Raw genomic sequence first — 23,208 nt, forward strand, 5'->3', positions numbered from 1 at the left:
CTGCACGGCGAGGGCGCAGGGAGGGTCCCGCCGATCCGCCGGCCCATGGCAGTCAGCGCGGCTGCAACCCCAGCTTGATCTCCGTCAGCCCGCGCGGTTTCGCCGACAGCTTGCCGGCAATCTCTACAAGCGCCTTAGCGGCCGGCGTCTCCGGTTGCCCCAGCACGATCGGCGAACCGGTGTCCCCGCCTTCCCGCAGGAGGATGTCCAGCGGAATCTGGCCCAGCAACGGTACCTCTGAACCCACTGTTGCCGTGAGCCGCTCGGCGAGGACCTCCCCGCCGCCGCTTCCGAACAAATCCATCCTGCCGCCGTCGGGCATCTCGAGGTACGACATGTTCTCGATGACTCCAGCCAACGACTGCCCCGTTTGGGTAGCGATGGCGCCTGCCCGCTCGGCGACATCCGCCGCAGCGGCCTGCGGCGTGGTGACCACCAGGATTTCCGCCTTGGGCAGCAATTGGGCTACAGAGATCGCGATGTCGCCAGTGCCCGGGGGCAGGTCAAGGAAGAGCACGTCGAGGTCACCGAAGTAGACATCGGTGAGGAACTGCTCCAAGGCACGATGCAGCATGGGACCGCGCCAGGCTACAGGCTGGTTCGCCGTGACGAACATCCCGATGGAGATGACCTTTACTCCGTACGCGACCGGTGGCAGAATCATGTCGTCCACCCGCGTCGGGGCCTGCGTGATGCCCATCAGCGCCGGAACCGAGAAGCCGTAGACGTCGGCGTCCACGATCCCTACCCTGAGTCCCTGCGCGGCCAGGGCGCAGGCCAGGTTAACGGTGACGGAAGACTTCCCTACGCCGCCCTTGCCGCTGGCCACGGCGAAGACTTTGGTCAGCGAACCGGGCTGGTTGAAGGGGATGCCGCGCTGGCCGCCGGCGCCGCGCAGCTGTTCCTTCAGGGCGTCGCGCTGGGCCTGGTTCATGACCTTCAGTTCAACCTCGACGGCGGTGACCCCGGGAACCGCGGACAGCGCCTTTTCGGCGTCGGACGTAATGGTGTCGCGGAGGGGACAACCGGCGATGGTGAGCAGCACGGCAAGCCGAACACGGCCGTCGTCGGAAATCTCCACCGAGTCCACCATGCCCAGCTCCGTGATGGGGCGGCGGAGTTCAGGGTCGATGACGGTGGCCAGGGCAGTATTAACCGCCTGGTGCAGGGATTCAGACATGCAGGCGTTTACTCGACTTCCGGGGTTGTACGGGTTTCGGGGGGCTGCGGCGGTACGGCGGGTTGCTGGGCGGCGTGACTGGGCTTGACCCGGGGGATCTGCTGCGTGCGGGGGCTCCGCTGCCGATCCCGTTTCTCCTTCAGCTTCTCCTTGACCTTGTCCCGCGGTGATTCGTGGCTGCCGGCCCCGGAGGGGTCGTGCGTCCGCAGTTCCTCCTGGGCCTCCAGCATGTCCTCCAGCAATGAACGCAGCTCCGCGCGGACGTAGTCGCGTGTGGCCACCTCGCGAAGTGCGATCCGTAGCGAGGCGAGCTCACGGGTCAGGTATTCGGTATCGGACAGGTTGCGTTCAGCGCGCTGGCGGTCCTGCTGCAGCGAGACGCGGTCGCGGTCATCCTGCCGGTTCTGGGCCAGCAGCAGCAGGGGTGCAGCATAGGACGCCTGCAGCGAAAGCATCAGCGTCAGCAAGGTGTAGCCGAGGGCGCGGGAGTCGAATTGCCACTCCAGCGGTGCCCAGGTGTTCCAGACCAGCCAGATGACGACGAAGACTGTCATGTAGACCAGGAACTGGGGCGTACCCATGAACCGGGCAAAACCTTCGGTTGCGTGGCCGAAAGCGTCCGGATCGGGGGAGAACTTGGGCAGGATCCGCTTGCGGCCGCTCAGGGGTGTGTCGAGGCTTCCTTTGTTTGCTGCCTTCCCTGTGCCGCGCTGGCCGGGATTCTTGGGAGCGGTATTGTCAGCCAATGCGGCCACCGAGCCTTCTTATCGGGGCTTCGCCATCATGGGCGCGCCAATCATCCGGTAACAGATGATCCAAAACGTCATCAACAGTCACCGCCCCCACGAGCCGGCCGTCATCATTGACCACGGGCAGGGAGTTCAGGTTGTAGGTAGCGAGCGTCCTGGCGACTTCGCTGATGTGGGCCTGGTCCGACAACGGCTCCAGGTTTTTGTCCACGAGGTTCCCCAAGGGCTCGAAGGGTGGGAATCGCAGGAGCTGCTGGATGTGCACGACGCCCAGGAATCGGCCGGTCGGAGTCTCGAGCGGTGGCCTGGCGATGAAGATGGACGAAGCCAGGGCGGGCGAGAGTTCCTCGCGCCGGACGTGGGCCAGGGCTTCGGCGACGGTCGCCTCCGGGGGCAGGATCACCGGCACCGGCGTCATCAGGCCGCCAGCGGTATCCTCGTCATATTCGAGCAGGCGCCGGACGTCTTCGGCGCCTTCGGGCTCCATCAGCTGCAGCAGTTCTTCGGCCTGGGCGGTTGGCAGTTCGCCGAGGAGGTCGGCGGCGTCGTCCGGGTCCATTTCTTCGAGGACGTCAGCGGCGCGCTGGACATCAAGGGCCGAAAGGATCTCCACCTGGTCATCCTCCGGGAGCTCCTGCAGGACATCGGCGAGACGTTCGTCCTGGAGTTCACTGGCTACCTCGAAGCGGCGCTTATCGCTCATCTCCTGCAGCGCCTCGGCGAAGTCCGCGGGCTTTAGGTCTTCATGGTTTGCTACGAACTGCGTTGCGGCCTGGGGCTCGGTACGGGCACCCTGGAGGGCGTCGGCCCAGTCGATGATCATGGTCTCGTTGCGGCGCAGGCGGCTCAGGGGCGAGAGGGAATGGCCCCGGCGGACAAACAGCTTGCTGACGAACCAGTCCCGGGAACGGTGCTGGTCCATGGCGATGTCCTCGATGGTGGCGTCACCGCTGCCGTCCCTGAGCGTTACCCGGCGGTCAAACATTTCCGCCACTACCAGTGTCTCGGCGCCGCGCTGCTCAAATCGCCTGAGGTTGACCAGGCCGGTGCAGATGATCTGGGTCTGGTCGATCGAGGTAATGCGCGTCATCGGCACAAAAACGCGTTTCTTACCCGGAACTTCGACGACGATGCCTACCACGTGGGGGGCGCCCCGGCTTCCGCGCGAGAGCACCACAACATCGCGCAACCGGCCCAGACGGTCGCCCAGCGGGTCGAAGACGTCAAGACCCAGAAGGCGCGCAACGAAGACGCGCGAAAGATTTGTGCTCACGTCTACAGGCTACCGAGTCTGCTCTCTTTTAGCTGAATTTACAGGCGGCACACATGCTGATAGGCAAGAATGGAGTTATGTCAAACATTTTTGGTGGTCCGAAGGCCGGCGGGTCCAACGGCGTGGACGAGTCCCGCACCGTCCCCACAGGTGACACCGTGGGTTCCTACACGTCCTACTTGGATGCCCAGAAGGCTGTGGACTATCTCGCTGACCAGCAGTTCCCGGTCCAGATGGTGTCCATCGTGGGCAACGAGCTCAAGATGGTGGAGCGCGTGACGGGACGCCTCAGCTACCCCCGCGTGGCATTGTCGGGGGCGCTGAGCGGCATGTGGTTCGGTCTGTTCGTCGGCGTGATGCTGTCCTTCTTCGCACCGTCCCCGGGTTACTTCTCCATCCTGACGTCCGTGTTGATGGGTGCCGCCTTCTTTATGCTGTTCGGCATTGTCACCTACGCCATGCAGCGGGGAAAGCGTGACTTCACCTCTACCAGCCAAGTGGTGGCCACAAGCTATGACGTGGTGGTTTCGCCAGAGGCAGCCCACGAAGCCCGGCGGCTGCTCCAGCAGCTGCCGATGACACGGTCCGACGCCGCTGCCGGGCCGAGGCCATACACGCAGGGCGACTACCACAACCAGCCTTACCAGCAGCCGGGGCAGGCGCCCGGCCAACAGCCCGGTCACCAGCAAGGGCAGGCTCCCGTGAGGCCGGCCAGCTGGAACGATCCGTACGGACAGCAGGGCCCCGGCACTCAGGGCGGCCCCGCTGCGGCCGCACAACCAGGCCAGCCGGCCGAGGGCCAGGCGCAGCCTGCTCCGGCCCCCGTCTCGGCGGTTCGCTATCCTGACCTGCCCGATGGCCGGCCGCAGTACGGCGTGCGTGTCAGCGATAACCCCGCGCCTGCCTCACCCGCCAACAACGCCGGGCCCGGCAGCGACCACCCGGACTCCGGGCAGCCTGCGCGGCAGCCAGACGTGGCACCGGACAGGAACCGGGACGAAGCAGGCTCCTAGTCGTTACGCCCACGGCTTTAAACGCGAGCGGACACCTAAACCCCAGGGGCTTAGGTGTCCGTTGGCGTATATAGCCGCAGCGGGCTATGCGGGGGCCTGCTGGCTGCCTTCGCCGTTGGCTTCCCGATAGATGCCGGCCATCCAGGACTCGACGTCGTCGGCCTTGCGGGGCAGCGCGGCACTGAGGTTGATGGGGCCATTGGCCGTCATCAGGACGTCGTCCTCGATCCGGACTCCGATGCCGCGGTACTCCTCCGGGATGCCCAGGTCCTCGTTCTTGAAATACAGGCCCGGTTCGATAGTGAACACCATGCCCTCGGTCAGGATGCCATCCAGGTACAGCTCCCGTCTGGCCTGTGCGCAGTCGTGCACGTCCAGTCCGAGGTGGTGGCTGGTGCCGTGCGGCATCCAGCGGCGGTGCTGCTGCCCCTCGGGACTGACCGCTTCCTCCACGCTGACGGGCAGCAGGCCCCACTCAGCGAGCCGCTCGGCCAGGACCGTCGTGGCTGCGGTGTGGATGTCCCGGAACTTGGCCCCGGGCCGGGCGGCGGCGAACCCGGCGTCGGCGGCGTCGAGGACCGCTTCGTAGACCTTGCGTTGGATCTCGCTGAACATGCCGTTGGCAGGCAGGGTGCGGGTGATGTCGGCGGTGTACAGGGAGTCGGCTTCCACTCCCGCGTCCAGGAGCAGGAGCTCCCCGGCGTTGATGCTGCCGGTGTTGCGCGTCCAGTGCAGCACGGTGGCGTTGTTGCCCGAGGCCGCGATGGTGTCGTAACCGAGTTCGTTGCCGATCTCGCGGGCACGCGCAAAGAACGCGCCTTCCACAACCCGCTCGCCGCGGTCATGGGTCAGGGCACGGGGAAGGGACTTGACCACTTCCACAAAGCCTTCGACCGTGGCCGCGACTGCCGTCTTCATCTGCTCAATCTCCCACTCGTCCTTCAGGAGGCGAAGCTCGGACAGGGCTTCGGACAGCTTCTCATCCAGCGCATCGAGGACCGCGAGGTCCAGGTTGTCCGGGTCCTTGGCTGTGTTGTAACGGGCCGTGTCCACCAGGGCATCGATGTTCTCGTCCACCTTGCGGACCAGGCGAATGGAGATCCCGCCGATCTCGGGAGCGCCCACATTCTTCGTGATCGCGGTTTCGAGCGCGTCAATGTGCGCGGTGGGAAGGCCCAACCGTGCTTCAAACTCAGCCAGGGTGGGACGGGCGCCGATCCAAAACTCGCCGGATCGCGAGTCGGCGTAGAACTGTTCGGTGTCCCGGCCGGCCAGCGGGCGGAAGTACAGCGTGGCATGGTGGTGCCCGCCGTCGTCGCCCTTTCCTTCTCCGACAGGTTCGAGGATGAGTACGGCGTCCGGCTCGTGGTCCAGGCCCAGGCCGGTGAGGTGGGCGAATGCGGAGTGCGGGCGGAAGCGGTAGTCGCAGTCGTTGGAGCGCACCTTCAGCGGGCCGGCGGGAATGACCAGGCGTTCGCCTTTGAACTGGTCAGAGATGGTCCTTCGCCGGGTCGCGGCGTAACTGGCTACGGTATCGCGCGCCGGCAGTTCCTTAGTGGAAGGCGCCCAATTGCTGGCCATAAAGGCCTTGAAGGCATCGGAACTGGGCCGCTGCGAGCGGTTGTTGACGCGCTCTTCGAGGGGCTGGGAAGCAGAGTTCAGGGTGTTTTCGGCATCGTTCACGGCACCATCGTCTCACCAGCTACGCGGCTGCGCGAACGCGGTCAACTAGGCTGGGCAGGTGAGGATTGACCTGCATGCCCACTCCAATGTTTCCGACGGCACGGAAACACCCGCCGATGTGATGGCCTCGGCCGCCCGCGCAGGGCTGGATGTCGTCGCGCTGACAGACCACGACTCCACGGATGGCTGGGCCGAAGCCTCGGCCGCAGCCGTGCAATTCGGCGTGGCGCTCGTTCCGGGCATGGAGGTCTCCTGCCGGACGGCGGAGGGGATCAGCGTGCACCTGCTGAGCTACCTGCACGATCCTGACCACCCAGGGCTGTTGGAGGAGATCACGAAGGCCAAGGACGCCCGCCTTACCCGCGCCGAGCGCATGGTCACCCTGCTTGCGGAGGACTATCCGCTGACGTGGGACGACGTCATCCATCATGTGGCACCCGGTGCCACGCTGGGGCGCCCCCACATCGCGGATGCGCTCGTGGCCGCCGGTGTAGTGGCGGACCGTTCAGAGGCCTTCACCTCCATCCTGACTTCCCATTCGCGCTACTTCGTCCAGCACTACGCACCCGACCCCGCAACCGCCGTCGAACTTGTCCGTGCCGCCGGCGGCGTCCCCGTCTTTGCGCATCCGGTGGCTTCCGCACGTGGACGGATCGTGGGGGAGCGCACGTACCAGGAGATGATCGACGCCGGCCTGGTGGGCCTGGAGATCGACCACAGGGACAATCCTGAGGCCGGCCGTGAATACCTGAGGGGCCTCGCGGCTAAGCATGGACTCCTGGTTACAGGTTCGTCCGACTACCACGGCACCGGCAAACCCAACCTGCTGGGAGAGAACCTGACGACGCCCCAGGTGCTGGCGCGGATCGAGGAGCTGGCCACCGGGACGGCAGTAGTGCGCGGGAGTTCCGCACATCTTGACTAACGCTCCGGGCTGAGTAGTCTTGCGCTTGCCGGGGGTGGTGTTCATCGCCAAAAGGTCTCGTCGCCATGCAACATTTCGTACGGTAGACGGAGAGAAACCATGTTCAGGAAATCATTCGCCGCGGCTGGCCTGGCCGCACTCTTTATGTTTGTCCCCACGGCAGCCAATGCGCTGGACTGTTCCAACGTCAGCCGGTCGGCCTACACGGGCAGCGACTTCATCTTCATTCCCGGCCCTAACATCAACGTCCACGTGCAGGGCAACTGGGCGTACGTACTGGAGGCGGGTGCTTGGGTGTTCCTGCCGCCAGGAACTGTCCCGGAAGGCGCTGGCAACAATGGCAACTTCCAGAACGGTGAAGGCTTTGCCCTGTTGGTCAACGCCATTTGCGACTCCAACGGAGCGGTCCTGGACAACCGGCAGAGAGATCACGGAATCCAGCTGATGGAAACCTGCTAGCCGAACCAGCGACGAATCTAGGTCGCAGTTAATGTCGTATTGGAGGCTCAAAACGACATTAGCTGCGACCTAGTTGGGGGGGAACGACGTAAACGTCGCGCGGGTGCCCAACCGTTTGGCCATGACGTCGATGGCTGGCTGGTTCTGGTCCACGCACACAAACTTCCTGTCCAGTTTGGCGGCCACCGCACCGAGCGTGCCGGAACCGGCGAAAAAGTCCAGGCACCAGTCTCCGGGCCGGCTAGACGCGGCAACCACCCGGCGGACAAGGCCCTCAGGCTTCTGCGTGGGGTAGCCGGTTTTTTCCTTGCCGGTGGGCGAGACGATGGTGTGCCACCAGACGTCAGTGGGCAGCTTGCCGAGCTCGCGTTTGGCGGGCGTGACCAACCCCGGCGCCATGTACGGCTCCCGGTCCACCTCGGCACTGTCGAAATGGTATTTCGCCGGGTTCTTCACATACACCAGGATGTTGTCGTGCTTGGTGGGCCAGCGGAACTTGGCCCTCGCCCCGTAGTCGTAGGCCCAGATGATCTCGTTCAGGAAGCATTCCCGGCCGAAGATGGCGTCCAGCATGACCTTGGCATAGTGCACTTCGCGGTAGTCCAGGTGAAGGTACAGCGTGCCGTCGTCCGCCAACAGCCGCCAGGCCTCCACGAGCCGCGGCTCCAAGAAGGACCAATAGTCGCTGAAGGCGTCGTCGTAACGGTGCAGGGCGCCTTTGATGGTGTCGTAGGAACGTCCCTTGAAGCCCACGCGGTCTCCGGAACCTTCGGCGTTGACCACCATCCGCGTTTCCTGGCGCTGCTGGGCCCGGCCGGTGTTGAACGGCGGGTCCACGTAAATGAGTGTGAAGGCGCCGTCCGGCAGCGAGGGGAGGAATTCCGCGTTGTCCGCGTGTACCACCAGGTTGCTGCCGTCCGGCGCCCAGACAGATTCAGTCATTGAGGCTTTTAGGCCTCGGCGCTGCCCGGCTGTGCGCCGTTGTCGCTGCCGGCCACCACTTCGCCGTTGCGGCGGCGGGTGCGTGTCCGGCTGCGGCGGGTGCGCGACTGGTCCCCTTCGGCCGGGGCTGTAGCCGCCGGTTCCGTGGCGGGGCCGGTGCCTGCAGTCGCCGCGTCGGAGGTACGACGGCGGCGCTCACCTGAGCGGGGGGCCGTATCAGTTCCGCTGCGGCGGCTGGATGAGCGTGCGCGGTCGCGGCTGCTGTCGCGTCCGCTGTCCTTCGCCGCGTCACGTGCACCGTCACGTCCGCTGCTGCGGGAGTTCTTCTTGCCGGTCTCGCCCAGGTCCTCCAGGACTTCGGCGTTAACACCGGCAAGGGTTCGCTTGTTGCGCGGCAGCCGGCCCTTGGTTCCCTCCGGAATGTCCAGCTCCTCATAGAGGTGCGGGGAGGAAGAGTACGTCTCAACGGGCTCCGGTACGCTGAGGCCGAGTGCCTTGTTGATGAGGCCCCAGCGGGGCATGTCGTCCCAGTCCACAAACGTGACGGCCGTACCCTTGTTCCCGGCGCGGCCGGTGCGGCCCACGCGGTGCAGGTAGATCTTTTCGTCTTCAACGCACTGGTAGTTGATGACGTGGGTGACGTCGTCGACGTCGATGCCGCGGGCGGCGACGTCCGTGGCCACCAGGACGTCCACCTTGTTGTTGCGGAAAGCCCGGAGGGCCTGTTCGCGGGCACCCTGGCCGAGGTCACCGTGGATGGCGGCAGCCGCGAACCCGCGGTCCACCAGCTCCTCTGCCACCTTGGCGGCGGTCCGCTTGGTCTTGGTGAAGATGATGGTGCGGCCACGGCCACGAGCCTGCAGGATGCGCGCCACGACCTCGATCTTGTCCATGCTGTGGGCACGGTAGATGAGCTGGCGGATATCGCGCTTGGTGAGCCCCTCGTCGTCGGGGTCGGCCGCACGGATGTGGGTGGGCTGGGTCATGTAGCGGCGAGCCATCGCAATGACCGGCCCGGGCATCGTGGCTGAGAACAGGAGCGTCTGGCGGACCGCAGGCGTGCCGGCGATCAGCGTTTCCACATCCGGGAGGAATCCGAGGTCCAGCATTTCGTCGGCTTCGTCGAGGATGACGATCTTGACGTTCTTGAGGCTCAGGTGCTTCTGCTTGTAAAGGTCAATGAGCCGGCCGGGGGTACCGACGACAACTTCGACGCCGTTCTGCAGGGCTTCGACTTGCGGCTCGTAGGCGCGGCCGCCATAAATGGTGGCGATGCGGGCATTGCGCTTGCGGGAGGCGGTCTGGAGGTCGTTGGCTACCTGCACGGCGAGCTCGCGGGTGGGAACGATCACCAGCGCCTGCGGGGCGCCCGGGACGGCGAGCTTGTCGAAGCCTGGATCGTCACGGCCCACGACGCGCTGCAGCGCGGGGATGCCGAAGCCGAGGGTCTTGCCGGTTCCGGTTTTGGCCTGTCCGATGATGTCGTGGCCCGAGAGCGCCACCGGCAGTGTCATGGCCTGGATCGGGAACGGGTGGGTGATCCCGGCATCGGCGAGGGACTCCACGATATCGGCGCGGACGTTGAAGTCTGCGAAGGATTTCTCCTCGATCTCATGGGGCTTTTCGTCCGAGATAATGGTTTCTTCCGGCTCGATGACCTCGGTGCCGGAATCGTCAATCAGGAGCTGGTGGGTATGCAATTCACTCACAGGTGAGTTTCCTTATTCATTTGGGCATTGGCGCTGCCTGCTCAACGGGCCGGCCAACGTGGCCGTTCCGGAGCACGCTCGAAGCGCGCAAGCAAATCCAGTGGAAGCCGATCGCGGGCTATCTAATTGCTGGCACTGGTGACCAGCGGGCGTATCTCAAGATCGCGTAGGGGCGGGCTTGTTGAATTCAAAATCAAGGAAATCAACGACCGGGCATCCATATCTACTTCTTCAGTCTACCGGCAAGGAGTCTTAAACCCGGCTTTGCCCCTTTCGGCCGCCCCGGCGCCTACCCGACGAGCTCGAAATGCACTTCCCGCGTGGCGATGTCCGAGGAGAGAAGCCGGACCCGGACTTTGGTGCCGGATTCGAGGTCACCGGCACAGCGGGCCGTGACGGCAGGCTCGGCTATCTGGATGATTCCGGAAGGGCCGTTCCCGTTCCTTCCATTGCCGTTACCGTTGGAGCCATTGCCGTTTTTGCCGTTGTCCTTTTGCGGCTTGGACCCTGAAATGACGATCGCGTCGAATTCCTGGCCCACATGGTTGACCAGCAGGGCGGCCTCCACGGTGTCCAGCGCAAGGCGCTCCATCCTGGCAGCCAGCTGATCGGAACCGGCCATGATCACCGGCAGGGAGGGCAGCGCTTCCCGCGCCCAGGCCGGGACGGGGCTGCCGTTGCTGAGTGCCTCACAGATGACCAGGACAAAGCGGTCCACCAGCCGGCGGAGCGGAGCGGTGGTGTGGGCGTAAGCGGCTCCGATCGCGGACTGGCGGGCATCATTGGGGATTTCGCCGTCGAACGCCGTATAACTGGCACCACGGAAAAGCATTCCCGCCGAATGCATGATGGCCAGCTGCCGTGGATCCGTGGGGTCAAGCGTGCGGAGATACTCCCCGTAGCCCGCTTTCCCGTCCCAGGGCTTGCCCAGAACCTCGGTCTGCAGCCGGAAGTGCCCCAGGGACCGTTCGTCAGGGGCGGGCATGGTCCGCAGGATGCCGACTTTGCCCTCAAGCATCAGGGTGGCCGCAGCCATTCCTGTCATGAGCGAGATCTGGGCGTTCCAGTCCTCGACCGGGAGCTGGGGAGCAGCGGCGATCCGGTAGCCGCCGTCGGGAAGCTGCACGATCTCCTGCTCGGGCATGTTCAGGCTCGCGCCATCGCGTTCCCGCTCCAGCTCAACACGCTTCAGGCCCACTTCCTTAAGGAGCTCCAACACCGGCGAGGCCGTTCCGGCGTCGAGTTCAGCCTGGGCGCCCTTGTAGCTGAGCTTGGCCCGGCTGCGGACCCGTGCCCTTTGGACCGAAACGGACCTGACCTGGGCAGCCTGGTCCAGGTGGAAGTCCCACACAAAGGCAGAGCAGAGCTGGCCTGCCAGGAGGCTGCCGGCCCCCTCGCTGATGACCTCCGGATGAAGCGGGATGCGGCCATCGGGCGCGTAGAACGTCTGTCCCCGGCGGCGGGTCTCGGCGTCCAGCGGCCCGCCGGGCACCACGAATGCGGGTACATCTGCGATGGCGTAGAGGACTCGATAGCCGCTACCGGCGCGCTCAATAAACAGGGCCTGGTCTAGATCGGTGGAGGACTCAGGATCAATAGTGAGGAAATCAATGCCTGTCAGGTCGGCATCAGGCAGTTGCCTTGAGGAGACAGCGGCTTCCGCATCTCGGACGGCGTCGGCAGGGTAGTCGCCCGGTAGCTCCAGCTCGGTCCGCAGCGCACTCAGTGCCTCCTCGAGGGCATTGGTGTGCTCGTGGACATTTGGGGCCAGCCGATGATGTGACACGAAATTCAGGTTAGCCCGATTTCCGCTGATAATGCACGCCATCCCGTCTCCGGGGCCGGAGTCCTAGGCGCCGGCGGTGTCCAGGGCCCGAAGCAGTGCCGCGGCGGCCTCTGCGGGATCGGCGGCTTCGGTGATGGCCCGGACCACAACGATCCGGCGGGCGCCCGCTTCCACTACCTGCTCCACGTTGCCCAGGTCCACGCCCCCAATGGCGAACCAGGGTACCTCTGCCACGCCGGGCACGGACCCCGCCTGTTTGACTGCCCCCGCGGCGTACCTGAGGAGGTCGAGCCCGACGGCGGCCCGGCCGGGCTTGGTGGGGGTGGCCCAGACCGGACCAACACAGAAATAGTCCAGCCCAGTGGGCGCGGCAGTGACTGCGGCCGAGGCCGAGACCGCGCCGTCGATCTGTGAGGTTGTGTGGGTGGACAGACCGATGGCTGCATTGCCGTTCAACAAGGTGCGTGCAGCCTTCAGCGGCAGGTCCTTCTGGCCAATATGGAACACCGGGGCACCTGAGAGCACCGCGACGTCGGCCCGGTCATTGACCGCCCACAGCCGCCCATGGCGCAGGGCGGACTCCTTCAGTACCGCCAGCAGGTCCAGCTCCTCTGCTGCCTCAATCGTCTTGTCGCGGAGCTGGATGATGTCCACGCCCCCGGCGAAGGCCGCATCAACAAAACCGGCGAAGTCACCGCGATCCTTACGGGCATCCGTGCACAGGTACAGCCGGGCATCGCCCAGGGGCGCAGCATGGCTCGTGGAAGGGAGGGGGTTGTTGGCGACGGCAATGCTGTCAGGAAGGGCTGCGTTCATGGAAACCAGAGTAGTTCCTCTAAACTGGGCAGGTACTGCGGGAGCCCGCGGCAGCTGTCATAAAGCGCCGGGCTGAGAGGGCGTCAGAGCCGACCGCTTGACCTGATCCGGCTAGTACCGGCGTAGGGAAGGAACCACATGATCCCGCCAACCGGCAGTCCCTCGGCCGGCGCCCCCAATGACGCTCTCGCCGACCTCTCCGCCGACGTCGCCGTTATCGGCGGGGGTGTGATCGGGCACGGCATAGCCTGGGAAGCCAGGCGCTCGGGCCGTTCTGTGGTGGTCATCGATGATGCCCCCGGTTCCGGCGCCTCCTGGGCTGCGGCAGGCATGCTCGCCCCGGTAAGTGAGTTGCACTACCAGGAGGAAGAACTCCTGGAGCTGATGCTTGAATCGTCCCGGCTGTGGCCGGCCTTCGCGGCGGACCTGGCCCGGGACGTTCCCGGCGATGCAGGGTACCTGCCCACCCCCACGCTGGCCATCGGCGCGGACGCGGCCGACCGCCGTGCGCTGATGAACCTCCGATCAGTCCAGCGGGCCCACGGGCTGGACGTTGAACCACTGACGGTGCGCGAGGCCCGCAGCCGCGAAGCCCTCCTGAGCCCCGCGATCTCCTGCGCCCTGGACATTCCCGCTGACCACCAGGTGGATCCGCGGAAGCTGGTGGCGTGCCTGCGGGAGGCTTTGGCCAGCCACAGGGAGGATTCAGGATCCGCGGTCGCAGGAGCCGAACACGGATTCGCCGTTGCCGACCGTGCGTCGTCGCTGGCCTGGAAAGACGGCCGGGTCGCAGGTGTCCGGCTGGCCGGTGGGGGATCGGTGACCGCCAGGGAAACCATCGTGGCCAACGGGCTCGGAGCGGCGTCGTTGGGCGGGCTGCCCGATGGACTCCAGCTGCCGCTGCGCCCCGTGCACGGCGACATTCTCCGGCTGCGCGTCCCTGAGCATCTCCGTCCTCTGGTCACCGCTACTGTCCGCGGACTGGTCCACGGTGTTCCCGTCTACATCGTTCCAAGGCGTGACGGCACTGTGGTCATCGGTGCCACCCAGCGCGAGGACGCGTTGGCAGCATCCAGTCCGGAGCGCCGCCAGGACGGCACAGGAACGTCGGCTGGCGGCGTCTCGGCAGGCGGCGTCTACCAGCTGCTTCGCGATGCCCAGGTCCTGGTGCCGGCGGTCGCCGAGCTGGAACTGCTGGAAAGTACAGCCCGGGCGCGTCCTGCTACGCCGGATAACGCTCCATTGCTGGGCCGCGTCCACCTCCCAGGGAACCACGGACCGGTGGATGGCCTGATCGTGGCGACCGGTTTTTTCCGCCACGGTGTGCTGTTGACCCCTGCAGCCGCCGCCATCTGCCGGGACCTCATGGATGGACGCACAGACCCGCGCTGGCTCCCGTTCAGTCCGGCCAGATTCTCCACACGCCGCGCCGCCATCCTCCAACCCACCAAGGAAACAGCATGAACATCACCCTCAACGGTTTGCAGCACAGCGTGTCCGACGGCGCGTCAATTACCACCCTGGTCAGCCAGGTCACCGGCCGTCCACTTGCTGCGAATGGGCAGGCCACCGACGGGCAAAAACTGGGTGTGGCAGTGGCACACAACTCCGAAGTAGTACCCCGCAGCCAGTGGTACGTCACGGCACTCGCCGAAGGTGACGACGTCGAACTGGTCACAGCAGTCCAGGGAGGCTGAACCATGACCGAAACCATCAATACCGTTAACCCGACCGGGCACCCGGACGCGCTCGTGATCGACGGCGTCGAGCTCGGCTCCCGCCTGATCATGGGCACCGGCGGCGCGCCAAGCCTTGATGGGCTGGGCGCGGCCCTGCTGGCCTCCGGGACGGAGCTGACCACCGTCGCCATGCGGCGATACTCGCCAGCCGAAACCGGCTCCCTTTTCCAGCTCCTGCTGGACCATGGCATCCGGGTCCTGCCCAACACTGCCGGCTGCTTCACTGCGCGGGATGCCGTGATGACGGCTGAACTGGCCCGCGAGGCGCTGGAAACAGACTGGGTCAAGCTTGAGGTCATCGCCGACGAACAGACCCTCCTGCCGGACGCCGTTGAGCTCGTGGACGCGACTGAACAGCTCGTCAACCGGGGCTTCAAGGTGTTCGCCTACACCAACGACGACCCCGTCCTGGCCCTGCGGCTCGAAAACCTCGGCGCGACGGCGGTCATGCCACTGGGATCGCCCATCGGCACCGGGCTGGGCATCCTCAACCCGCACAACATCGAACTCATCGTGTCCCGTGCGTCGGTGCCCGTGGTGCTGGACGCCGGCATAGGGACTGCCTCGGACGCTGCCCTTGCCATGGAACTGGGTTGCGACGCCGTCCTGCTGGCTACCGCTGTCACACGCGCCCAGAACCCGGCACTCATGGGGGAGGCCTTCAAACACGCTGTGATCGCCGGTAGGCTGGCGAAAGCGGCCGGGCGGATACCGCGCCGTGAGCACGCCCTGGCATCCTCAGCCATGGAAGGCCGGGCAGAGTTCCTCTGACCCGATTCCGCCGCGGCCGGCCACCGGGCGTGCCCTCAAGGATCAACCCGAGGAGCCAGCCGTGGCGGGCACTGAAGACACACTCAGCAGGTCAGCCATCGATGAAGCGCTGGCTGGCCTCCCGGACTGGCGGTACCGCCTCGGCGGGTTCGTGACTGTGTTTAAAACGCCGACGGCGGCCGCGGCCTTGCGGCTGATAGCCGACGTCGGACGCCTCGCCGAAGAACAAAACCACCACCCGGACCTGGACTGGCGGTACAACCGTGTGTTCCTGCGGTACACCTCCCATGACGCTGGCGGCGTGGTGACTTCCCGGGATGTGAGGGCGGCTGGTGCGGCGAGTGCTGCCGCAGCAGACGCCGGAGCAACAGCGGAACCGGGACTGCACCGGACCGTTGAGGTGGGGATCGACACGACGGACGCCACTGAAATCTCCGAGGTGTGGCGCGTCGCACTGGGATACAAAAAGGGCCCCGGCACGGACCTGGTGGATCCTCACGGACGCGGCCCGTCGGTGTGGTTCCAGGAGACGCCCACCCCCAACAGCAGCAGGATGCACCTGGACATCCATCGAAGCCGCGCGGAGTCGGGTGCCGTCCTGGAGAAGACTGTGGCTACCGGAGCATTAATGAACCGTGACCACGCACCCGACTGGGTGGTGGTCACGGATTCACAGGGAAACCGGCTCTGCCTGTGCACGGAGGCAGGACGTCAGCCGGCGGGTTGAGCCTGGCTAGAGCTTGAGCGCCGCGGTCAGCCGCAAGGTGTCGTAGTGCGACCTGGTGCGTCCGAGGTACACCGCAGCACCCACCGCGGCCGCTGACCCCAGCACCATGGGCAGCACCCACGGAATCCAGGTCAGGCCCGGCTGGTAGCCGAAGCCTGCGGCAATGAAGATGATCCAGCTCAGCGCGCCGACCGCCGCGGCAACCCCCGCGGGCAGCCCCATGCCGTACTTGGCGTGCCGTTTGTCATTGGCCCAGACAATAAAGCCTGCGGCCACGGTTACCAGTACAACAATCGTCAGCGAAAGCATCGAATCTCCTCAAAGCGGGGGTATTCGCCGTTTTAGGCGGTGGGTCGGCTGCTAGAACTGCCCGAAGCCGACCTTGCGGGCTTCTTCCGCGCCGATTTCGACGTAGCCCAGGGCGTTTCCGGGAACGATGATAATACGTCCTTTGTCGTCCTTCAGGCGGAGTTCGGTGCCCTTGGTGATGGCTTCTTCAACGACCGTAGCCACGGAGTCGGCGTCCTGCGCCGATTCCAGCACGATTTCGCGGCCAATGTTCTGAATGCCAATCTTAATTTCCAAAAGGGGGCCTCCCAGCCAATCAAAGTTTCTTGGGTTCTCTTATTTGTAGTCTAGGTCTCTTTGGGGAAGCGAGAGATTCCGCGCCAAGCTAAACGGTAGATGAGGTCGCTGGCCACATCGAGGTCAAGGTTGCCGTCGGTTTCCAGCCAGTACCGGGCGCTGACCTGGGCCATCCCCGCCAGGCCCCGCCCCAGGAGCTGTGCTTCCAGATGGGGCAGCTTGGTGTCCTCGGCAATAACCCGGGCGACGGCGTCGGCGAATGTTTTGTTGAAGGTCTCAAGGCGGGAGCTGACGTCGGGATCGTTGATGAGGTCCGACTCGAAAACCAGGCGGTGGGCCTGGTCGTCGCTGGCAATGAACCGGTAATAGGCGCGCATCACGGCCTGGACGCGTTCCTTATTGTCAACCGTGGAGCTGAGGGCCCCGAGCATCAGGTCCGTCAGCGAGCTGAGATGGCTGTCCAACAGGGCCAGGTACAACTCGCGTTTGGAGGGAAAGTGCTGGTACAGCACGGGTTTGCTCACATGGGCTGTTTCGGCGATTTCATCCATGGCGGCGCCGTGGTAGCCGTTGGCGACAAAGACTTCCTGGGCCGCTGTGAGGAGCTGTGCCCGGCGTTCATCCCGGGGAAGTCGGGCGGACCGCTGGCCCGCGGTGCGTTGAGGTGCCGGCGGTTCGCCGACGGACGCCCGGTCAGCCCGTGCTTCGTGGACCACAGTTGCCCTACTTTCCATTGCAGTTACCTCCACTTTACTGCGGGGTAATATGACCTCGCGGTATCTCGGGGCATACATTGAAGTATGGCTTCGACATTCACCGCAAATGTTTCCTCTATTTCGCTTGAACCGCTGGTGGAGCCCGCGGGTGATTTGACCCCCGCCGAGGTGGAGCGCTATTCACGGCACCTCATCATTCCCGAGATCGGTGCCCTCGGACAGCGGCGGCTAAAGAACGCGAAAGTGCTTGTCATCGGGGCCGGGGGGCTGGGTTCGCCGGCGCTTCTCTATCTCGCGGCGGCCGGCGTGGGGACCCTGGGGATCATCGACGACGACGACGTTGACCTCAGCAACCTGCAGCGCCAGGTGATCCACGGCGTGGCCGATGTGGGACGGCCCAAGATTGAATCTGCCCGCGATGCGATCGCGGCACTGAACCCGCTGGTGGACGTCCGCCTGCACAACGTCCGGCTGGACTCCTCCAACGCGCTGGAGCTGTTCGCGGAGTATGACCTGATCCTCGACGGGGCGGATAACTTTGCCACCCGCTACCTGGTGAACGACGCCGCGGCCATCCTGGGCAAACCCTACGTGTGGGGATCGATCTTCCGCTTCGACGGCCAGGTGAGCGTGTTCTGGGAAAAGCACGGACCCACCTACCGCGATCTATACCCGGAGGCGCCACCGGCGGGGTCCGTGCCGTCGTGCGGCGAGGGTGGCGTGTTCGGCATGCTCTGCGCCGCCGTCGGCTCGCTCATGGTCACCGAGGCAGTGAAGCTGATTACCGGCGTCGGGCGTTCACTCCTGGGCCGCGTGGCACTGTTCGATGCGCTGGGCGGAAGCTGGCGCGAGATCCGTGTCTCCAAGGACCCTGCTGCGGAACCCATTACGGAACTGACGGATTATGAGGCCTTCTGCGGCATCACGCCAGCCGCCTCAGCGGACAACGAGCACAGCATTACGGCGACCCAGTTGGCCACCATGCTGGCGTCCCGTAAGGCGGGCCTGAAGGATTTCGACCTGGTGGACGTCCGGGAAACCGGCGAACACGACATCGTCAGCATCGACGGCTCCGTATTGATCCCGCAGGGCAGGATCCTCGCCGGTGAGGCCTGGGTTGAGCTGCCGCAGGACAAGGAGATCGTATTCCACTGCAAGTCGGGTGCGCGTTCGGCTAATGTCCTGGAAGCGGCCCGGAAGGCCGGTTACCAGCGGGTCAGCCATCTCGACGGCGGAATCCTGGCGTGGGTGCGCGACGTGGAGCCGCAGAAGCCCGTCTACTAGCCCGTTGCGCTATCACTTTTGGTCGCCAAACCGGTGGTTTAAGAGCTAAAAGTGATAGGGCAACGCCGGGTCAGGCGCTTTCCAACCCCTTGTGGTCCACCGGGCATTCGACCTGAGCTGCCGCGGCAGGCTGCTCCACGGTGATGCCGTAGAGGGTTTCGAGCGCAGTCACGTAGTCGTCCTGCTGGCCGTTGGCCGCCAGTTCGCGGGCGCGGACGGTGGGGACGTGCAGCAACTGCTTGACCATCCTGCGGAGCGCGAACTCTACTTCCTCCGCCGCCGCGGTGCAGCCGTGGCGGGCACGGACCTTCTCCATCTCGGCGTCCAGGACGTTCATGGTGTGCCTGCGCAATGCCACGATGGCGCTATCCACCGAGCGGGCCTCCCGTTCCTGCTCGAACGCCTTGGCCGCGCCTGAGACAATGCCGCTGGCCTGGGTGAGGGACTCGGCCTGTTCCTGGGGCGCAGCCAGGCGCACGGATTCCAGCGTCAGCAATTCGACGCCGTCGAGCCCGCCTACTTCCGGGTCAAAATCATGGGTGAGGGCGAGGTCGATGGCGATCAGCGGCTGCGGTGATCCGGCGCGGACCTGGGCCAGTTCGTCTGCCTCGACGCGGGTGTCCGAGCCGCTGCAGCCGATCATGACGTCGGCCGCCGCAACGGCTGCGGGCAACGATTCACTGTCCAGTGCCGTCCCGCCGCGGGTGGCCACAAAGCCTTCGGCCCGGCCGGACGAGGAGAACACCGAGATGTCGGTGCAGCCCCGCTCGCGGAGGAGCGCCATGGTGGCGCCGGCGTAGGCCCCCGTACCGAACACCACAACCTTCTTGGCTGACCAGTCCGGGTTTTCGGATAGGTCCGTGGCCAGGTCCAATGCCACCGAGACGATGGACAGGCCCCGGGAGCCGAGGGCGGTCTGCGCACCTACGTCCTTGGCCGTCTTGGATGCGGCCTGGAACAGCCGGACGAGGCCCGGGCTGGCGGTGCCCTCATGCTGGGCGGTGATCAGGGCGCGGCGGACCTGCCCTGCGATTTCGCGCTCGCCTACCACGGCTGAGTCCAGCCCGGCGCTGACGGCGAAAAGGTGTTGGGTGACTTCGGGGCCGGTCCGGGTGCTGAAGGAGCGGGAAACGAGCTGTTCGTTGAGGCCGCTGAGGTCGCTGATCTGGGACACCAGGGCCGCACGGGCGGCCTCCACGTCATCTGCGTGGGGCGCTTCACCGTAGATTTCGTAGCGGTTGCAGGTGGCAAGCACCACCGCACCCGTCACTGCCGGCGATCCGGAGAGTGCGGATGTGGCGATCCCGGAAGCACCGTTGCTCAACTGAGCAACGGTCTCAAGGTCGATGTCGGCGTGTGTAGCCACCAATGAAAAAAGAACCACAGCAGATCAATCATAGCTTTTTCGTGCCGCGGTAGAACAACCCGGGATGCGTGTGCGGACGGCGCGGGGCCGTGATTCCCGCCACGGAGCCGGCGGGGCCGCTGTGGGTGACAGTCTGTCGTTATCTTTTGGGGCCGATTTTGGGGGACAATCGATGGCATGACTTCCAGTTCCGCTGTGTCCAATGCCGTGCCTAGTGCCCTGTCCCATGACAGCGCCCTCGCTGCCGGCCACCCACTCAGGGACGGCCGCACCGCAGATTCCCCGCTCATCACCGCTTACCGCGGCGGCAAGCCGTCACGCAGGCCAGTGTGGTTCATGCGGCAGGCTGGCAGGTCACTGCCGGAGTACCTGAAGGTCCGTGAAGGCGTGGCCATGCTTGACTCGTGCCTCCGGCCCGAGCTTGCATCCGAGATCACACTGCAGCCGGTGCGCCGGCACGACGTCGATGCCGCAATTTTCTTTTCGGACATTGTGATTCCGCTGAAGCTTGCCGGCGTCGGCGTGGACATTGTGCCCGGCGTGGGTCCGGTGCTGGACAAGCCGGTCCGTACTGCTGAAGACGTTGCGGCCCTGCCGCAGCTGACCTGGGAAGCCCTGGAGCCCATCCGTGAAGCGGTCCGCCTGACGGTCGCCGAACTGGGCAAAACCCCCCTGATCGGCTTCGCCGGCGCGCCGTTCACCCTCGCCGCCTACATGGTGGAAGGCAAACCCTCACGCGACCACCTCGGCCCGCGCACCATGATGCACGCCGATCCTGGGACCTGGAGCGCGCTGGCCAACTGGGCCGCCGACGCCTCAGGAATGTTCCTGCGCGCCCAGCTTGAGGCCGGCGCCTCCGCGGGACAGCTCTTTGATTCGTGGGCCGGGTCCCTGGGCCTGGCGGACTACACGAAATACGTCGCGCCCGCCTCTGCCCGGGCACTGGACCACGTCCGCCACCTGGGTGCCCCGCTGATCCACTTCGGGACCGGCACCTCGGAACTGTTGGTGGCCATGCGCGATGTCGGCGTGGACGTGGTGGGCGTCGACTACCGCCTTCCGCTCGATGAGGCGAACCGCAGGCTCGGCGGCACGGTACCGCTGCAGGGAAATATCGATCCCGCCCTCCTTTCCGCCCCCTGGGAGGTGCTGGAGGCACACGTGCGCGAAGTCATCCAAGCCGGCTCAGCTGCGCCCGGCCACGTCCTCAACCTTGGCCATGGGGTGCCTCCGGAGACCGATCCCGCCGTCCTGACCCGGGTTGTTGAGCTCATTCATTCCATTTCCCCGGAGTAGTCCCTTGGGCACGGAACCGGATTCCCGACAGCAGCCCGACGCGCAGGCCGGGGTGTCCCCGGCGGCCCTGGTGGTGGGCGGAGGGATATCCGGCCTCCTGGCCGCTCGGGAACTCGCCGCGGCGGGCCGTCGGGTCACTGTCCTGGAAGCCACCGACCGCTGGGGTGGCTGCGTGGGAAGCCACACAGTTGCGGGCCTGGTGCTGGATAGCGGCGCCGAGTCCTTTGCTACCCGTTCCACCGCAGTGGCCGACCTCGCGACCGAGTTGGGGCTGGCCGGAAGAATCGTCACCCCGCAACCTGGTGGCGCGTGGGTGCAGTTGCCCGACGGCCCCCGGGAATTGCCCAAGACGGGTGTCCTGGGCATCCCGGCCAATCCATGGGACCCCGAGGTCCGGCGCTCCCTGGGCCTGCTGGGTTCCCTGCGGGCCTCGCTGGACAGGATCCTGCCCGCCTCCATCGGGACAACGGCTGAGGTAACGAGCGTCTCCTCGCTCGTGCGTGCCCGCATGGGCCGCCGCGTCCTTGACCGGCTGGTCGCCCCTGTGGTCGGAGGGGTGCATTCCGCCGATCCTGGACTGCTGGACGTTGACATGGTGGCGCCAGGACTGCGCGCAGGGCTCCGCAGGCACGGTTCACTCGCAGCCGCGGTCTCGGCGCAGCGGCGCGGCCCCATGCCGTCTGGACCGGGGGCGGGGCCAACAACAGCACAAACCACCGTGCCAACCCAAGCCGCCAAGGCCGGATCCGCCGTCGCAGGCTTGGAGGGCGGCATGCACACTCTGGTTGCCACCCTCGTGTCGGACCTGCGGGCCCGCGGCGTGGCGCTGGTGGATGGTGCCCGCGCGGAACGGGCCATCCGGACGTCGGACGGCTGGCGCGTCACCGCGGCTGAGACCGCTTACGACGCCGGCCTCCTCGTCGTGGCGCTCGACGGTCCGGCCGCCGTCGGGCTGCTGCAGGCTGCGGTCCCGGACCTGGCGGGGAAAGGGCCTGCCGGCGGTCCCGACGTCAGGCTTGCCACGCTTGTGGTGGACGTCCCCGAACTGGACCGCCGGCCCCGGGGGACAGGCATCCTCGTTGCACCGCAGACCGCCGGCATTGAAGCCAAAGCACTGACGCATGCAACCGCGAAATGGGACTGGCTGGCCGCCGCTGCCGGCCCCGGAACACATGTTCTCCGGCTCTCCTATGGCCGGATTGACGGCTCGGCCTCCGGCACGGGCGGTCCGGCAACCGACAATGACCTTCTTGCCTCGTCCCTACGTGATGCCTCGGCCTTGCTCGGTGTCCCGATCCGGCAGGAAGACCTTATTGGCTGGGACGTCGTGCGGTGGCAGGGGGCGCTGCCATTCGCCGCCGTCGGCCACAAGGCACGCGTGGCGGCCATCAGGACCATCTGTGCCCGCCAGGAGGGACTTGGCATCGTAGGAGGCTGGGTGGCAGGCAACGGGCTGGCCGCTGTGGTGGCAGACACCAAGGAGCAGATCCGCAGCCTGCTGAGCTGAGTATCGCCCCAGTTCAGCTCCGGATATCAGCTGCTTATCCATGCCCGCCACAGGCTATGTCCGACTTTCACATCCCCCGCCAGCGTGGCTAGGGTTGAGCACTATGGTGAATTACAGGTCCGAAATTTCACGTTCCCGGACCGGTATCCATGGGGGAGTCCGACGTGGCAGCGCCGCTGCCGCGATCGGTGCGGTACTGGTCCTCTCGGCGGGCGTTCCCGCGTCGCAGGCGGACGGAGGTTCCGGCTCCGGCGAACCCGACGTGCAGATCACGGGGAGCACACAGCTACCCGCGATCGGCGGGCTGCTGCAGGGCCTGCTCGGTGATGCGGCCCCTACCGCCCCGCAGCCCACGCCGGTCCCCGAGACAACCACGGTCACCCCGTCGACAACTCCTGTTCCGACATCGACAGTCCCGAACTCCCCGGCTCCGGCCCCCGCCACGGGCGCGGCGGCTGCCGGGTCCGCGACACCGGCGACCGCCACTCCACCCCTGCCCGCCGGCACGGCCACGCCGCTCCAGCAGCCTGGGGACGGGCTGCCGGCGGCAGGGACCGCGCCGTCCGGGGACACCGCTGCAGACGCGGGCGGAGCCGAAGGGGCGGAGGCACCAGCCGCCGGCCAGCCGGCCGTTGGGCCCGATGGAACACCGTCTGGAACACCGTCTGGAACACCGTCGCCG

22 protein-coding genes, 1 pseudogene and 1 riboswitch are annotated in these 23,208 nt (G+C 66.0%); of the genes and pseudogenes, 11 read left to right on the forward strand and 12 right to left on the reverse strand.

Annotated features, from left to right (window positions below):
- Positions 1-52: 52 nt before the first annotated feature.
- The 3 genes from ACLKOZ_RS12660 to ACLKOZ_RS12670 are packed head-to-tail and all read right to left on the reverse strand — an operon-like array spanning position 53 to position 3,202.
- A complete protein-coding gene (locus ACLKOZ_RS12660) occupies positions 53-1,180 on the reverse strand; it encodes an Mrp/NBP35 family ATP-binding protein (protein WP_436475462.1) in 1,128 nt (375 codons plus the stop codon).
- Positions 1,181-1,188: 8 nt separating this feature from the next.
- Complete coding sequence (locus tag ACLKOZ_RS12665; protein WP_436475464.1) at positions 1,189-1,935, reverse strand: DUF1003 domain-containing protein; 747 nt, start codon at positions 1,933-1,935, stop codon at positions 1,189-1,191.
- Positions 1,919-3,202, reverse strand: coding sequence for a magnesium transporter MgtE N-terminal domain-containing protein (locus ACLKOZ_RS12670; RefSeq protein WP_131131437.1), 1,284 nt, complete (start codon positions 3,200-3,202; stop codon positions 1,919-1,921). The genes ACLKOZ_RS12665 and ACLKOZ_RS12670 overlap by 17 nt, the downstream gene beginning before the upstream one ends.
- A 77-nt stretch (positions 3,203-3,279) precedes the next feature.
- Here ACLKOZ_RS12670 and ACLKOZ_RS12675 point away from each other — a divergent pair, with 77 nt between their 5' ends.
- On the forward strand, positions 3,280-4,215 hold the full coding sequence (locus ACLKOZ_RS12675; RefSeq protein ID WP_436475466.1) for a general stress protein: 936 nt from the start codon (positions 3,280-3,282) through the stop codon (positions 4,213-4,215).
- A gap of 84 nt (positions 4,216-4,299) precedes the next feature.
- Here the strand turns inward: ACLKOZ_RS12675 and ACLKOZ_RS12680 are convergent, their stop codons facing one another.
- Positions 4,300-5,898, reverse strand: a complete 1,599-nt coding sequence (locus tag ACLKOZ_RS12680) for an aminopeptidase P family protein (protein ID WP_337345701.1) — start codon at positions 5,896-5,898, stop codon at positions 4,300-4,302.
- A gap of 58 nt (positions 5,899-5,956) precedes the next feature.
- On the opposite strand from ACLKOZ_RS12680, the gene ACLKOZ_RS12685 reads away from it, so the two are divergent.
- Together ACLKOZ_RS12685 and ACLKOZ_RS12690 are read left to right on the forward strand one after the other, a co-directional pair.
- Complete coding sequence (locus ACLKOZ_RS12685; protein WP_337350927.1) at positions 5,957-6,823, forward strand: PHP domain-containing protein; 867 nt, start codon at positions 5,957-5,959, stop codon at positions 6,821-6,823.
- Between the two features lie 99 nt (positions 6,824-6,922).
- The gene (locus tag ACLKOZ_RS12690; RefSeq protein ID WP_436475469.1) at positions 6,923-7,282 is read left to right on the forward strand and encodes a hypothetical protein; all 360 of its coding nucleotides are present in this window, start codon (positions 6,923-6,925) and stop codon (positions 7,280-7,282) included.
- A gap of 69 nt (positions 7,283-7,351) precedes the next feature.
- Here the strand turns inward: ACLKOZ_RS12690 and ACLKOZ_RS12695 are convergent, their stop codons facing one another.
- The 4 genes from ACLKOZ_RS12695 to thiE form a co-directional block, all read right to left on the reverse strand.
- Positions 7,352-8,224: a DNA-methyltransferase gene (locus tag ACLKOZ_RS12695; protein ID WP_376044342.1), complete on the reverse strand. Its 873-nt coding sequence runs from the start codon at positions 8,222-8,224 to the stop codon at positions 7,352-7,354.
- Positions 8,225-8,232: 8 nt separating this feature from the next.
- Positions 8,233-9,933, reverse strand: coding sequence for a DEAD/DEAH box helicase (locus tag ACLKOZ_RS12700; protein ID WP_436475471.1), 1,701 nt, complete (start codon positions 9,931-9,933; stop codon positions 8,233-8,235).
- A gap of 289 nt (positions 9,934-10,222) precedes the next feature.
- Entirely contained in the window at positions 10,223-11,719 is a 1,497-nt protein-coding gene (locus ACLKOZ_RS12705) for an RNB domain-containing ribonuclease (protein ID WP_436475473.1), read from the reverse strand.
- Positions 11,720-11,782: 63 nt separating this feature from the next.
- A complete protein-coding gene (gene thiE, locus ACLKOZ_RS12710) occupies positions 11,783-12,535 on the reverse strand; it encodes a thiamine phosphate synthase (RefSeq protein ID WP_436475475.1) in 753 nt (250 codons plus the stop codon).
- Positions 12,536-12,562: 27 nt separating this feature from the next.
- Positions 12,563-12,681, forward strand: a riboswitch (TPP riboswitch).
- Here thiE and thiO point away from each other — a divergent pair.
- The 4 genes from thiO to ACLKOZ_RS12730 all read left to right on the forward strand — a co-directional run bounded on the left by thiO (position 12,674) and on the right by ACLKOZ_RS12730 (position 15,772).
- The gene (gene thiO, locus ACLKOZ_RS12715; protein ID WP_436475477.1) at positions 12,674-13,999 is read left to right on the forward strand and encodes a glycine oxidase ThiO; all 1,326 of its coding nucleotides are present in this window, start codon (positions 12,674-12,676) and stop codon (positions 13,997-13,999) included. Its footprint overlaps the riboswitch before it by 8 nt.
- Complete coding sequence (gene thiS, locus ACLKOZ_RS12720) at positions 13,996-14,232, forward strand: sulfur carrier protein ThiS (protein WP_436475479.1); 237 nt, start codon at positions 13,996-13,998, stop codon at positions 14,230-14,232. The genes thiO and thiS overlap by 4 nt, the downstream gene beginning before the upstream one ends.
- A 3-nt stretch (positions 14,233-14,235) precedes the next feature.
- Entirely contained in the window at positions 14,236-15,045 is an 810-nt protein-coding gene (locus ACLKOZ_RS12725; RefSeq protein WP_337345710.1) for a thiazole synthase, read from the forward strand.
- 61 nt (positions 15,046-15,106) lie between these two features.
- On the forward strand, positions 15,107-15,772 hold the full coding sequence (locus tag ACLKOZ_RS12730; RefSeq protein ID WP_436475482.1) for a 4a-hydroxytetrahydrobiopterin dehydratase: 666 nt from the start codon (positions 15,107-15,109) through the stop codon (positions 15,770-15,772).
- Between the two features lie 6 nt (positions 15,773-15,778).
- Here the strand turns inward: ACLKOZ_RS12730 and ACLKOZ_RS12735 are convergent, their stop codons facing one another.
- The 3 genes from ACLKOZ_RS12735 to ACLKOZ_RS12745 are packed head-to-tail and all read right to left on the reverse strand — an operon-like array spanning position 15,779 to position 17,073.
- Positions 15,779-16,081 carry a hypothetical protein gene (locus ACLKOZ_RS12735; RefSeq protein WP_337350933.1) on the reverse strand — a complete coding sequence of 101 codons (303 nt, stop codon included), beginning with the start codon at positions 16,079-16,081 and terminating at the stop codon, positions 15,779-15,781.
- Between the two features lie 51 nt (positions 16,082-16,132).
- On the reverse strand, positions 16,133-16,357 hold the full coding sequence (locus ACLKOZ_RS12740; RefSeq protein WP_066292882.1) for a DUF3107 domain-containing protein: 225 nt from the start codon (positions 16,355-16,357) through the stop codon (positions 16,133-16,135).
- A gap of 50 nt (positions 16,358-16,407) precedes the next feature.
- Complete coding sequence (locus ACLKOZ_RS12745; protein ID WP_337345929.1) at positions 16,408-17,073, reverse strand: TetR/AcrR family transcriptional regulator; 666 nt, start codon at positions 17,071-17,073, stop codon at positions 16,408-16,410.
- 84 nt (positions 17,074-17,157) lie between these two features.
- Here ACLKOZ_RS12745 and moeB point away from each other — a divergent pair, with 84 nt between their 5' ends.
- Positions 17,158-18,357, forward strand: coding sequence for a molybdopterin-synthase adenylyltransferase MoeB (moeB, locus tag ACLKOZ_RS12750; protein ID WP_337345713.1), 1,200 nt, complete (start codon positions 17,158-17,160; stop codon positions 18,355-18,357).
- Positions 18,358-18,427: 70 nt separating this feature from the next.
- Here the strand turns inward: moeB and ACLKOZ_RS12755 are convergent, their stop codons facing one another.
- Entirely contained in the window at positions 18,428-19,741 is a 1,314-nt protein-coding gene (locus tag ACLKOZ_RS12755) for a glutamyl-tRNA reductase (RefSeq protein WP_337345714.1), read from the reverse strand.
- 159 nt (positions 19,742-19,900) lie between these two features.
- On the opposite strand from ACLKOZ_RS12755, the gene hemE reads away from it, so the two are divergent.
- The 3 genes and pseudogenes from hemE to ACLKOZ_RS12770 form a co-directional block, all read left to right on the forward strand.
- On the forward strand, positions 19,901-21,019 hold the full coding sequence (gene hemE / locus ACLKOZ_RS12760) for a uroporphyrinogen decarboxylase (protein ID WP_436475485.1): 1,119 nt from the start codon (positions 19,901-19,903) through the stop codon (positions 21,017-21,019).
- A gap of 4 nt (positions 21,020-21,023) precedes the next feature.
- Entirely contained in the window at positions 21,024-22,526 is a 1,503-nt protein-coding gene (hemG, locus tag ACLKOZ_RS12765) for a protoporphyrinogen oxidase (RefSeq protein ID WP_436475487.1), read from the forward strand.
- Positions 22,527-22,629: 103 nt separating this feature from the next.
- Positions 22,630-23,208, forward strand: a pseudogene (locus ACLKOZ_RS12770) (hypothetical protein); the annotation flags it as partial.

Source organism: Arthrobacter sp. R4 (assembly GCF_051365025.1).
Classification (GTDB): domain Bacteria; phylum Actinomycetota; class Actinomycetes; order Actinomycetales; family Micrococcaceae; genus Arthrobacter.

Bases quoted from the DNA above. Each gene is read 5' to 3' on its own strand.
- ACLKOZ_RS12660 (WP_436475462.1), bottom strand. From the start codon at position 1,180: ATGTCTGAATCCCTGCACCAGGCGGTTAATACTGCCCTGGCCACCGTC.
- ACLKOZ_RS12675 (WP_436475466.1), top strand. From the start codon at position 3,280: ATGTCAAACATTTTTGGTGGTCCGAAGGCCGGCGGGTCCAACGGCGTG.
- ACLKOZ_RS12690 (WP_436475469.1), top strand. From the start codon at position 6,923: ATGTTCAGGAAATCATTCGCCGCGGCTGGCCTGGCCGCACTCTTTATG.
- ACLKOZ_RS12695 (WP_376044342.1), bottom strand. From the start codon at position 8,224: ATGACTGAATCTGTCTGGGCGCCGGACGGCAGCAACCTGGTGGTACAC.
- thiE (WP_436475475.1), bottom strand. From the start codon at position 12,535: ATGAACGCAGCCCTTCCTGACAGCATTGCCGTCGCCAACAACCCCCTC.
- thiO (WP_436475477.1), top strand. From the start codon at position 12,674: ATGATCCCGCCAACCGGCAGTCCCTCGGCCGGCGCCCCCAATGACGCT.
- thiS (WP_436475479.1), top strand. From the start codon at position 13,996: ATGAACATCACCCTCAACGGTTTGCAGCACAGCGTGTCCGACGGCGCG.
- ACLKOZ_RS12725 (WP_337345710.1), top strand. From the start codon at position 14,236: ATGACCGAAACCATCAATACCGTTAACCCGACCGGGCACCCGGACGCG.
- ACLKOZ_RS12735 (WP_337350933.1), bottom strand. From the start codon at position 16,081: ATGCTTTCGCTGACGATTGTTGTACTGGTAACCGTGGCCGCAGGCTTT.
- moeB (WP_337345713.1), top strand. From the start codon at position 17,158: ATGGCTTCGACATTCACCGCAAATGTTTCCTCTATTTCGCTTGAACCG.
- hemE (WP_436475485.1), top strand. From the start codon at position 19,901: ATGACTTCCAGTTCCGCTGTGTCCAATGCCGTGCCTAGTGCCCTGTCC.